A 13,224-nucleotide genomic window follows, 5' to 3' on the forward strand; every position below is an offset into this window, starting at 1 on the left:
GGGGATCCGAATATGTCAGTACAATCCAAAATCATACCTTTTACGATCAATTTCTTCTTCCTGCTCGTATGCTTAGGGATCCTGTTTCCTTTTCTCTTGGTGATCATTGTATCCCTGTCCAGCCAGGATTCAATTACGGATATCGGCTACCGGTTTATTCCCAATGCCTTGTCCTTGGAAGCATATAAGTTAATCTTCGATTCACCCAAAATCATCTTCCGGGCTTATGGCGTAACCGCCTTCATTACATTGGTTGGTACTTTCCTGAGCTTGCTGATGACGGCCTTAACAGCCTATCCGATGTCCCGCAGGGATTATGCATACAACCGGCAACTGGCCTTCTATATTTACTTTACCATGCTGTTCAGCGGTGGACTGGTTCCAAGTTACATTCTAATCACCCAGTATCTTCATATGAAGGATACGATTTGGGCTCTGATCATTCCCTACTTGCTGAATCCCTTCAACATCATGCTTATGAAGGGATTCATGTCCAAAATTCCACACGAGCTTCTTGAGTCCGCCAAAGTGGATGGAGCAAGAGAGTTCCGTATATTCTTCACCATCGTTTTGCCGCTGTCCGCGCCTGCATTGGCAACACTGGGGCTTATCATTTCCTTCGCTTTCTGGAATTCCTGGTTTCCGGGGATGCTGTATATCGATAAGGACAGTTTGGCGCCCCTTCAGCTTTTGCTGGTGCGTATTATGAATAATCTTGAGTTTTTGTCCAGTTCCTCTGAGTTCACGCAGGGCTTGTCCATCGATACCTCAAAACTTCCGAGTGATTCTACCCGGATGGCGATGGCCATCGTGGCAGCCGGGCCTATGCTTGTGATTTTTCCCTTCTTTCAACGATATTTTGTCAAGGGTCTGACTGTAGGTTCTCTGAAGGGTTGAGAGGTTTATTTCCAATATTGATAATATAGGGGCTGGAGGTGAAATCGGAGTACCCCTATAATCATTTATACATGGTTTGGAGAGAACTCTGTAAACAATTTATTGTTCATGGGAGGGTCATTTAAATGAAAAAATGGATAACCAAGACTTCTTTACTGTTATTAAGTGCTGTTTTCGTCCTGTCTGCATGCAGCAGCAAAAGTAATAATACCGCTTCCCCTAGCCCCGCGGCTACTTCCGGTGAATCAACGTCTCCGGCAGCTGAAACGTTGAGCCCCGCCAACCTGACTTGGTATATTACCGGCGGTTCTGCCCAACCGGATCAACAAGTAGTTACAGATGAAATCAACAAATACTTGGAAGATAAGCTTCCGAATACTACACTCGAGTTTAAGTTTGTCGATTTCGGATCATACGATCAGAAGCTCAATCCGGTTATAGCGGCAAATGAAACATTTGACATGATGTTTATTACCCGGGATTGGCTGCAAAAATATGAACCGAATGTGAAGAAAGGCGCGTTACTGGACATTACCGATCTGCTGGAGAAGCATGCTCCCAACCTTCGCCATAAGATCATGCCGGAGTCCTTCTGGGAAGATATGAAAGCGGTTGACGGCAAAATCTATGCGGTCCCCAACTACCAGATTGCAGCAAAAGCCAATGGATTCGTCGTACAGAAACGGTTTGCGGATAAATATAATTTGGACCCAAGCAAAATCAATAAACTGGAAGACATGGAACCGTTCTTTGAAGCTGTGAAAAAGGGTGAGCAGGATATTACTCCATTCATCAATAAAGATGGATTTATCTGGTTTGACGCCTTCGAGCCAAGTACCTGGATTTATAAGAACGACAAAACCTATAAGCAGAATGTGATTGAATTTACACCTGAATACAAGAAGCTGACGGAGCTTGCCCGCAGCTGGTATACCAAGGGCTATATCAATGAAGATGCGGCTACGATCAAAAGCCTGGACCCTATCCAAGCCAAAGGCAACTGGGCTGCCATGTGGAACAACACGTTGAAGCCGGGCGGTGAAGTGGAGATTAAGGCGAAGTCGGGCGGCAATGACGTTATATATGTGCCGCTGGACAAGGAACCTGTGTTCACTGGAGTAAGTTCGGCTATGACGGCGATCAGCAAAACCTCCAAACATCCGGAGCGCGCCCTGATGTTCCTGGATCTGTTGAATACGGATCCGAAGCTGTTTAACCTTGTGGCCCATGGCATTGAAGGCAAGCATTATACGAAGGTGAAGGACAATTATGTCCAGCCTGTTGAAAATTCTGCTTACAACCCTGCTACAGATTGGGTTTTTGGTAACCAATTCATCGGATACCTGACAGGCGATATGGCACCTGATGTTTGGGAAAAGACCAAGAAACTGAATGAGTCGGCTGTGGACCCGATTACCCGCGGATTTGTCTTCAATTCCGACCCGGTGAAAGCCGAAGTAGCTGCCCTCAACGCGATCATGGATGAATATAACAGAGGGATGCTTACCGGTACGTTGGATCCCGCTAAATATTTACCTATCTTCACGGATAAGCTGAAAGCTGCCGGCCGCGAGAAGATTCTGGCTGAGGAGCAAAAGCAGTTAGACGAGTTTTTTATGAAGAAAGGCCTGAAATAATCGAATAACGAACACACAACAGACCCGCAAACCGCAACGCAGCGCTTTGCGGGTCTGTTTATACTAAGGAGGGTGCAGCATGATTCTTTGGAGGAAGTGGATTTCAATCATTTTAACAGCCACAATTGTATGCGGTTACATAGGTGTTGGTGTTCCACAAAGTGCGAAAGCAGCTGCTGCAATAGACATCTATATTTCCCCGTCAGGGGACGATAATACAGGCGATGGCACACTGGCGCATCCCTTTAAAACGATCACCAAGGCAAGAGAGTTTGTTCGGCCTCTTTTACTAAATATGACGGCCGATATCCACGTTTATTTGCGCGGCGGCGATTATGAACTGGAATCAAGTATTGTTTTTAATGAGAACGACTCCGGGATGAACGGCCATCAGGTAATATATGAAAACTACCCAAATGAGACGCCGGTAATTTACGGTGGCCAGAAAGTTACGGGTTGGTCAGCCGTCGAAGGAACCGGCTATTACAAGGCCCATATCGGAACGGGATGGGTATTTCACAATATGGAAGAGAACGGAGTACGAAGCATAAAGGCAAGAATGCCAAATTCCGGATTTCTCCATACGGAAGCTATGCTTTCGGATGCGAAGAAAAGCAAGATGAAATTTAAAGAAGGCGACGTACCTGGTATTGCGGATTTTACAGGCTTGCAGATATTTACTTGGCCCGGACTGGAGCTGGGTATTCAAGCATGGTCATCCAGCACGAGGACGATTACTTCCGTTGATTATACGAACCGGATCCTAAGTTGGACCCGCGATACACAATATGAAATGGGACCCGGCTCGAAGTATTTTCTGCAAGGGGCGAAGGAATTTCTGGATGCCCCGGGCGAATTTTATCTGGATTCAACTCAGGGTGACCTTTATTACTATCCCAGATCTGCGGGACCGATTGAGGATCAGGTGATTGTAGCTGCCAAAACGAAAAATATTTTCGAATTCAGGGGCACTTCTTCCTCCAATCCCGTTAAGCATATTGAGCTCAGAGGTTTAACGGTCCGGAATTCCGATGTAACCGAGGAGATCGGTGAATATGAGGATGACCGTTATGCCGCTGTATACCTGAGGAATGCGAGTGATATTAAAATCCAAGATTCCAAGATTGAGAATACCGGAGCCAATGGGATTACAGCTGATCTCTGGGTGCAGCATATTACGATTTCCGGGAATGAAATCCATGATACAGGGTTCAACGGTATTTATATGTGGAATGAAATGGGCACAAGTCAAAATATCAACAAGAACAATACCATTACGAACAATCATATTCATCATATTGGTACGTTAGGCGGGCATGCAGGCGGCATCAGGCTCAACAATTCCGCGTCCAATGAAATTTCGTACAATACTATTCATGACAGCAAGAGGTATGCCATCAGTATTAAGAGTTTGGCTCCCAATTACTTGATTGGTGCTACGATCGATGGAATTCCGGTGACAGAGGCAAACGTAAGGGACTTCACGCATACGCAGGACAATATTATCAAGTTTAACGACATGTACGATGTTAACAAGGAGTCAGAAGATACCGGTGTTTTTGAATCATGGGGATCAGATTATGGCAACATCATTGAGAACAACCGAATCCACGACAGTCAATTGGTTGAGCATTACGGCGGAAACGGTATCTATCTTGATGATTATTCCAGCGGGTTTACAATACGCAACAATATTATTGAGCACTTGAATCAATCCGGAACAGGTCCATTACAGGATATTATCATGTTTAAAGGCAGGGACAACAAAGCGATCAATAATATGATTGCGAATAATAATACACACCCGGTTAAAGGCGATGTATTCGGCACCCTTGAAACCGAAGGCCGTTATGAGTATGCGCATAATGTTGTGTATAACAATAACTCCACCCACCTCTTCGGCCCGTATTTATGGGGCGAACATGTGATTGCAAGCTCTGACAAAAACCTGTTTTATCATCCGGATGGCCTATATACGATGAAACCTGATAAGGACAGGGTACTGACTGCACGTACACTTGAAGATTGGACACAGCTTCCAGGCAAATCGTTGGATCGGCTTTCTATGACTGCGGATCCAATGTTTATGAACCCGGATGAACAGGATTACCGGTTTCAGTATGGATCACCTGCTTATAAGCTTGGCATACAAGACATCAACCTGCAGGATATCGGAGTAAAATCCACTTTCAAATACACAGATCCCAACGATGCGCTTGCGCAATTGTTCGTGAAGAAAAGCACGGATACCGTGAACCGTGCAAGCATAAATCTGAATGCCGGACAACAAGCCCAATTATCACTGCTTGGCAGATCGGCCAAAGGCTTTGTAGCTGATCTTGGTTCCGCATCCATTGTGTACAGCAGCAACGATGAAGATGTGGCCGCCGTTTCCAATACTGGTGTTGTAACAGCCGTGGCTCACGGCGTTGCCCGAATCCATGTTACGGCAACAAAGGACGGCGTTACGAAGGAAACGGATATTGATGTGTTGGTCGAGGACTACCTCGAGAGCATCGAATGGTTGGGAGCTCCTTCAATTGTAATGCAGAAGAACAACAGCAATTCGGTGATTCCCGTTGGCAAGACCAAGCTGGGTATGTACGTTCCGCTGGACAGCACCACCTTCAGCTCGGATAAGCCTGAAGTTGCTGCTGTTGATGGATCTGGCTTGGTGACAGGCTTATCCCAAGGCAGCGCAACGATCACTATTCATGGAACCATCGGGAATGAAACCAAAAGCGCATCGGTCCCTGTCCAAATTTATAATGAGGTACTGCAGCAAATTAGCGCATCCGCTGCTGATTCTCTTCTGGAGGCGGGAGACTCCGCTATGGTAACTGTCAGCGGGAAATTGACGGACGGCAGTACTGCGGATCTAGCGAATGCAGTGACATACACTAGTCTAACTCCATCCATCGCTAGTGTTAGCGCAAGCGGATTGGTTACGGGCTTAACGGAAGGGGATGCCCAAATTGAAGTTAGCGTTACGTTGTTTGGTATGACCAAAAAGCAAGTTATACCGATTTACGTATATCCATCGGTTACAAATCTGCCTGCAAAGTGGAGTATAGCAAACTATACTAGAACACTCACTGCAGAGGGGCAGGCTGTAAACTCCAATCATCCGGTAGATGGATTGGCATCGTATTCCTCCACAACGAATTCATTCCGGGTAGGAAGTACCGGCAATGATATTTGGGATGCACAAGATGATATTACTTATGTTTATAAGCAGGGGGTCAGCGGCGCGGTTGTGAGTATTGAGGCATCTGTAGATTCCTTGGTTAACAGTTCAGATGATGCCGCGTTATCCCTTATGTTCCGGGAGGAAGACAGCAACTCCTCAAGAAACGTGGATTTTCGTGTTAAGGCCGGTGGAGGAGGGCTCATGGTATATCGGGATGGGGCCACTTCCTGGTATGTGAATTCCTTCCCATATATCGGATTGCCCGCCAAGATCAAATTGGAACGGATCGGCAATCAATTTACAGGCTATTATTGGAAGGACGGAACCTGGAAAGTCGGAGCGACCCATACCGTGTCAGGGATGAACAACTCTACACTGGTTGGCGTTGCCTTACAGGCTGGAGGGAAGTCAAAGCTTCCTGACCGTACGGTCACACAGGCTATTGTGAAGGACGTAAGTATCCAGGCTATTAATGATACGATATCGCCTTCGGTACCGGCCAATCTGTCTCTGGATGCGGCAACGGATACATCCGCCCAAATTTCATGGACGGCTTCGACGGACAACATGAGGGTAGAAGGCTATGATGTTTACAGGAATGGTACCAAGGTCGGTTCGACACCTTCTACACAGTATGTTGATAATGGGCTTACAGCAGATACAACCTATCAGTACACCGTAAAGGCAAAGGATGCAGTAGGTTTAGAATCGGGTCTTAGTGCACCCTTGTCTGTGAAGACAAAACCGGCTATGAGGTTTGTTGCTATCGAAGCGGAGTCATACAGCAGTGAGTCAGGAGTGACCAACTATGGCGGCTCGATCGGCGGATTGGATGCTGGCGATTACTTGGTTTACAACAATATCGATCTACAGGCTGGTGCCGGGAAGATTGATTTCAATATCGGTTTGCCCAGCTCCCAGGAAGGACAGAAGATTGAAGTTCGTTTGGACAGTGTTGATGGGCCCTTATTGGGGACTTTATCAACAACAGGCACCGCTGATTGGGGGGATTTCCAGGATCAATCCGTTCCACTGTCCGGCGGAAGCGGTATTCATAATTTGTACCTGGTATTTAAAGGGAGCTACGGTATAGGAAATTTGAATTCCTTCAAGTTGTATACTTATCCCTATCTCATTCCTTCGATTAAGTTAGAAGCGGAGGCTGCCGATGAATCCCGTAACATTACTAACCATGGAGAGTTTATCGGGGACGTGGACGAAGGAGATTATCTGGTCTATAGAAATGTGGATTTGCATGCAGGTGCATATAAAGCGGATGTGAAGCTTGCGCTGCCTGATACACAAGCGGGTGAGTTGATGGAGATCCGCGCGGATAGCATCGATGGTCCTTTACTGGGAACTTTTACAACGGTCAGCACAGGCGGATGGGGAACCTTTGCCGTACAATCCGTAGATCTAACAGGTGGAACAGGTACACATGATCTCTATTTCATCTTCAAGAACGGTGTGGGCTTCGGTAATATTGATTGGTTCCGTATCTATTACAATATGAATACAACCCCGCCTGTACAGAGCGGTGAAAAAGCGATCCTGAACTTTGCCATTGCCGGACATAGCGGTACCGTGACGGGCACGACCTACGAAGTGAACGTGAAAGTACCCTACGGAACCGACTTGACGAATGTGGTTCCAAGTATCGTAATCTCGGAAAAGGCGACTCTGTCACCGGTTGAGGGAACAGCGAGGAGCTTCACAGCACCGGTTACCTATACCGTAACAGCGGAGGATGGAACTACACAAGTGTGGACGGTTACCGTTAACGTGGACCCGGCGCCTCCGGTTCCGAGCAGCGCCAAGGCGATCTTAAACTTCGCTATTGACGGGCACAGCGGGACTATAAATTCGGAAAGCTACGAAGTGAACGTGAAAGTACCTTACGGAACCGACCTTACGGATGTGGTTCCAAGTATCGCAGTCTCGGAAAAAGCGGCTCTGTCACCGGTTGCGGTAACAGCGAGGAGCTTCACAGCTCCGGTTACCTATACCGTAACCGCAGAGGATGGAACTACACAGGTGTGGACGGTTAATGTGGTTGTAGATCCAGCCCCTGTATACACCTCTCCAGGGAATGGCAACAACGGACCTAAACCGGAGCAGCAGGTAGTGAATGAGGAGAGCCTGAAGCAAGACAAGGGTACAAAGGTAAGCGTTGAAATCACGGCAGGCAAGAAAGAAGTATTGCTTCCTGTTCAGGCCTCCGAAATCTTAAAAGGAAATAAACTGGAAATCGTGAAAGACAAGATTGTTATACTGATTGACTCGGACACGCTGAAGGCACTCAGAGAGTTATTGGATGTGGATTCCCAGAAAGATGCCCAGATTATCCTGCGGATTGAAACTGCAACCCATCCGGCTTCTGCTCACTTGCCTGCAGGGGGGACTAAGCTGAAAGTATCGGGCGATATGTACAGCTTTGAGTTGGCCGCAGTTTCGAAGGAAGGCAAAGCATACAAGCTTGACGCTTTTGCTCTGCCGGTAACCGCCTATCTGCCGTATAAGTCAGAAGGTATGAATGAAGACCTGCTCGGTGTCTATTACTACAATGAATCCGCAAAGACTTGGGAGTATGTCGGCGGCAAGGCGGATAAAATCAATAAGAAACTGATTGTCAACCTTAAGCACTTCAGCACCTATGCAGTCATGGAAACGGATAAAAGCTTCAAGGATGTTCCCACGAATGCATGGTATAACAATGCCATCAAGGTAATGGCAGCCAAGCACATCGTAGGCGGACGGACCAACGAGCAATTTAGTCCGGAAGGCATGACGACCCGAGCGGAATTCACAGCCATGTTGATTCGTCTCCTGAATTTAAAGGGCTCAGCTAACAATGAATTTACCGACGTCGCTTCGGACGACTGGTACGCTGAAGCAGTTAGTGCAGCCTATGGGGCAAAGCTTGTGAATGGACGTTCGGCAACGGTCTTTGACCCCGATGAAACCATAACCCGTGAGGAAATGGCTGCCATGCTGTTCCGTGCCTATGTATTTGCGGGCGGCATGCAGACACTCGGAGATTCGCTTCATATTTCGGACGCCGAATTCATTTCGGAATGGGCGAAGGCAGATGTGGGAGCAGCAGTGAAGGTTGGATTGATGAGGGGTACAGGGGATAACCGCTTCCAGCCGAGTGCCTTGACAACTCGTGCCGAAACCACCCAAGCTCTCTATAATCTTGCTTTAACCTTAAAGTTATAGCTGGTCAGCTGTAATAAAACATTAGGGATACAGCCTAGGCATTCTATGAAGTTGGAGAATAATTTATTGTGTACCTTATCACTAGCATAAGCCTATCGTCGTTAATCTAACGGGAACGGTAGTTAAATAAAGGAAATTGACGAGGCTGCCGCGAATATGTACGGCAGCCTTTGTTGAAGTAACGGGCAGGATACTTCCAATATTTGTAGGTCTAAATTGAATTAAAACATTAATCATATTCTCTTATTTAGGAGTGAGTTTAGTCTGCCTAAAATTATTAATCTTTTTATTGGATTTATTGTTGGAGTAATTCTGATGCTTCTACCTCAACCACATATTTTTATTGTAAGTGAAGTGTTAAATGCATTGAGCGGAGGAGACTTGATAGATGGTCTTATCCATAAAATACTGGGAACAATAGGAGTCGTACTTGTATGCCTTTTTGGATATAGAATAGTCAAATTAGTCTTGCGAGAAAAATAACTGATAACTAAAGTTAAATAAGTTTTATTACGTTAACGGAGAACGAAAGCCCAATAAAGGAAACTAACGAGGCTGCCCGAATTTGTAGGCAGGCCTCGTTAAGCTAAAGGGCAGGATTGCTTGGAGATAGCTTACTTATAAATATTCATTACCAGACATTGGATCAATTAATATGGAAAATCTTTCTAAAGCGAGTGCGACAGCTGGTGAATCAGGGGGATGAACGTGAATAATCATCAGATTATAGGGAATCAACTGCACGAAATGCTAACACCTGCACCTGGTAAACCGGATTTGATGTAAATGACCGAGCTCCCGCTTCCCAGCCCGGGATTGGAGAGGTTACCTCTATGATCAGTCGGGTGAAATCGTTGGAAGAAGTTCCTGAAGCATTAACAGCTCTGTCGCAGAGGCATGTCTGCGGTAAAATTGTTGTATAGTTATTATAGGAAATGACCGGTAAATCCCCAAAAACTTAATGCACCCCTGATCTTGCTGTGATACCATACGTTTATTGCTCAAACAAGACACCAACAAGAGAGGTACTCTTATGAAAATGGAACGCTCCGAGCCTAAACCATCACAGCAAGTTTCGTTTAATCTGTTCCAGCTCACTTGGCCTATATTTCTGGAGATCGTCTTGTTTATGCTGATGGGTACAGCAGATACGCTCATGATCAGCGGGGTGTCCGATGACGCCGTATCCGCTGTCGGCATTGTAAATCAATATATGTTCATCTGCATTTTGATTATGGAAGTAATCAGCAACGGAGCTTCCATTGTTGTCGCCCAATACATTGGATCCAAACGGTATCAGGAAGCAACAAAGATTGTAGCGGTCTCCATAACTATGAACCTGGTACTCGGCCTGACGGTTAGCGGGGGCATTCTTCTTTTTGGAAATGAACTGCTGAACAGTATGAATTTGGAGGGTCAAGTTCTCGCCTATGCTAAGACTTATATGCAGACTGTCGGCGGATTCATTTTCATCCAAGCGTTGATCAACGTGTTTTCAAGCATGATTCGTACCTTCGGGTTTACGAAGCAGTCCATGTATATCTCTCTCGGTATGAACGTCCTTCATATTACGCTGAATTATATTTTGATTTTCGGCAAAATGGGGTTTCCTGAGTTGGGCGTTTCTGGTGCGGCTATATCCACTGTAATTAGCAGAAGTATCGCACTCCTTGTTTTCATTTGGATGTTATACAGAATTATGGAAGTACGAATGGTAATAAAAGATTATGTAACGTTATCCAAAGAATACATGGGCAAAATATTAAAAGTCGGCATCCCCTCTGCTCTGGAGCAAGTCACTTATCATTGCTGCCAAATTGTCTTTATTTATTATGTTACTTATCTAGGTGCAGAGGCTCTTGCTTCAAGGCAATATGCAATGGCAGTATCACAATATATATATTTGTTTGGTGCAGCCATCGGGATGGGAACCTCTATTATTGCCGGGAGACTTATAGGAGCAGGCCTTAAGGACGAAGCTTATAAACGTGTTCTAACTAGTGTGAAATGGAGCCTTCTCCTTACTGTCTTAGTGGATTTGGCGGTGATCTTGTTCCGTTATCCGCTTGTAAGCTTGTTTACGGATAATGGGGAAATCATTCGCATGACGGCACAAATTCTGGTGCTAAGCATTGTCCTTGAAACAGGGCGGTCGCTGAACCTGGTGTTAGTTAACTCTCTCCGAGCGGCCGCGGATGCCAAATTCACGGTTTACATTGGGTTCTTAACGATGGTAGGCATTAGTGTCCCGCTTGGATACTTGTTTGTCTTTCATTGGGATATGGGTTTGCCGGGCGTTTGGCTCGCCATTGCCTCTGATGAATGGCTGCGGGGAATTATCATGTGGTTCCGCTGGAAAAGCAAAGTATGGCAGCGACAATCATTGGTTGAACCTGCACCTGTATCCCACGGTATGGAAGCATGACTTTAACAAGCTTAAAAAGCTGCGGGGCCTTCACTGGTACCTGTAGCTTTTTTATCATAGTCCGACATTTCGTCCCGGCTGTCGATGTTTCAATTTAAAATAGAGTGACGAAATTTCCTATCAATACGAATCATGGGGGAGGAGATACTATGTATTTCAGCAAAAAATCAGGAACCGTCTATCTTATCTCTGGTCCACTTGGTGTAGGGAAATCAACCGTCTCCAAGACTCTGGCTAATGCGATGAACCAATGTGTCTTGATTGAGGGTGATCTCCTTCTCCATGTCTACCGAGGGGAGACCGAACCGCCATGGGAGGAACGACTCCGACTGGCATGGCTTAATATCGTCGCGGTGACGCGGAATTTTCTCCTGAACGGGCTAGACGTGGTTATCGATTTCGTCGTCGAAGATGAACTTCAATGGTTCACTAACCAACTATCGGATCTCGAGGTAACGCTCCATTATATTGTGCTGCACGCGGCACCTGACAACCTTACCGCTCGACTTTATCAGCGAGGAGATGCGCAATCTATCCACCGCTCGCTCTTCCTTCGGAACAAATTGATGGCGTCACCGACAAATGAGCCATTCCTGCTGGACACCGATGGTAAGAATCCGGTTGAACTTGCTGAAGAAATCATAAAAAATGTCAGATATCGGATACAGGGTTAGAAAATCCGAAACCGAATACCAACCCGGCTGTAAATGTTTGATTAGGTCATGCAGCGACAAGTCCTTGCACGTCTTTAACAGTGACCGCAGTGTATTTTTATCTCATTCGCTATAAACCGCGGCATGAATGTTGCCCCATCGTCTCCGTGATTGGATTCAACCAACTTATGATGTTATGCCTTCATCGAGTAAATAGGTACTTGCCTATGTCATATACTGGCAAAGACACATTTTACTTGGGGGTCATATGACGGATGGATTTTCGTGAAGAAGCATTGTTTGAATTAAGATTTTGGATGCAGATAATGGGTGACCACAGCCGGTTTTACAGCGAGTCTTTTGCGCCGGACGAAACAAACCGATTGGCGACGTCGAATGCTTTTACTCAGCGTTTTGATCAACTTCTTCTCCGGTCGAGGCAACCCCTGGACGACCAAAAGCTGGTATCGTTATTGCAGGAATCGGCGGTTGCCAGCGAGCAATTTCATCCGTTTACATTGTCGCTTCTGAAAGGTCGTTTAACCGGAAATATAAAAACGGGTCTCCCTCCTACTTTCTTTAATCACAAGGTAAGCGAAGGGTTAGAAGCGATTAGAGTACTGAGGGCTCTTGCCCAAGGCAAGTCACCCGAAGCTCATCCGCTCCACCATGATCTTCTTTGGCTTCTCGATGCGGCTGCCCACGCCGGGGCGGTCCGCGACAGATCTGATTTCACCGAGAAAAATTTGAAGCAGCGCGGCCACGAATTTGCAATGGCATGGGAAGAGTTTTATGTGGAGGCCGTCGAATATGCGGGATACCTGCGAACGAATATTTCTCAATTTCCGGCATTGGCCAGGTTCCATAGGGAGATCGAGTATAAGATGTACACGTTCTTAAAGTTTCTGCGGGAATTGGAGGAAATGGCTCTGAACAAGGAGCTGTTGGGCGGTATCAGTCCGTTAATGATCGACCACATGGCCCGCGAGGGATGTTATTACTTAACGAAGCTGACGCAGACAACGGAAGTGAAATCTCCGCCATGCGACCCGACAAAGCCGCGGACGGAATCGGCGCGAGCTTGATCAGCCGGATTGAGTAGAAGCTTATTCGCCCGAATGGGCGGCGTTAGAATTAGAATGTTTAGAATGAACGAACCTGCCGTGAGGCAGGTTTTATTTTGTCCAGAACTTGCACATTCAT

6 protein-coding genes are annotated in these 13,224 nt (G+C 46.3%); all 6 read left to right on the forward strand.

Annotated elements, in window-relative coordinates; genetic code table 11:
• Nucleotides 1–12: 12 nt before the first annotated feature.
• The 6 genes from ACFSUF_RS04210 to ACFSUF_RS04235 all read left to right on the forward strand — a co-directional run bounded on the left by ACFSUF_RS04210 (nucleotide 13) and on the right by ACFSUF_RS04235 (nucleotide 13,106).
• Nucleotides 13–897 (forward strand): carbohydrate ABC transporter permease, encoded by an 885-nt coding sequence (locus tag ACFSUF_RS04210; protein WP_377600465.1) that lies wholly within the window; start codon nucleotides 13–15, stop codon nucleotides 895–897.
• Between the two features lie 125 nt (nucleotides 898–1,022).
• Nucleotides 1,023–2,534, forward strand: a complete 1,512-nt coding sequence (locus tag ACFSUF_RS04215; protein WP_377600467.1) for an ABC transporter substrate-binding protein — start codon at nucleotides 1,023–1,025, stop codon at nucleotides 2,532–2,534.
• A 79-nt stretch (nucleotides 2,535–2,613) separates the two neighbouring features.
• Nucleotides 2,614–8,943 (forward strand): carbohydrate-binding protein, encoded by a 6,330-nt coding sequence (locus ACFSUF_RS04220; RefSeq protein WP_377600469.1) that lies wholly within the window; start codon nucleotides 2,614–2,616, stop codon nucleotides 8,941–8,943.
• Between the two features lie 1,039 nt (nucleotides 8,944–9,982).
• Nucleotides 9,983–11,368 (forward strand): MATE family efflux transporter, encoded by a 1,386-nt coding sequence (locus ACFSUF_RS04225; protein ID WP_377601718.1) that lies wholly within the window; start codon nucleotides 9,983–9,985, stop codon nucleotides 11,366–11,368.
• 149 nt (nucleotides 11,369–11,517) lie between these two features.
• A complete protein-coding gene (locus ACFSUF_RS04230; protein ID WP_377600471.1) occupies nucleotides 11,518–12,042 on the forward strand; it encodes an AAA family ATPase in 525 nt (174 codons plus the stop codon).
• Nucleotides 12,043–12,296: 254 nt separating this feature from the next.
• The gene (locus tag ACFSUF_RS04235) at nucleotides 12,297–13,106 is read left to right on the forward strand and encodes a DUF2935 domain-containing protein (RefSeq protein ID WP_377600473.1); all 810 of its coding nucleotides are present in this window, start codon (nucleotides 12,297–12,299) and stop codon (nucleotides 13,104–13,106) included.
• The last annotated feature ends 118 nt before the right edge of the window (nucleotides 13,107–13,224 follow it).

Source organism: Paenibacillus gansuensis, from assembly GCF_042684925.1.
Classification (GTDB): Bacteria; Bacillota; Bacilli; order Paenibacillales; family DY6; genus Paenibacillus_N; species Paenibacillus_N gansuensis.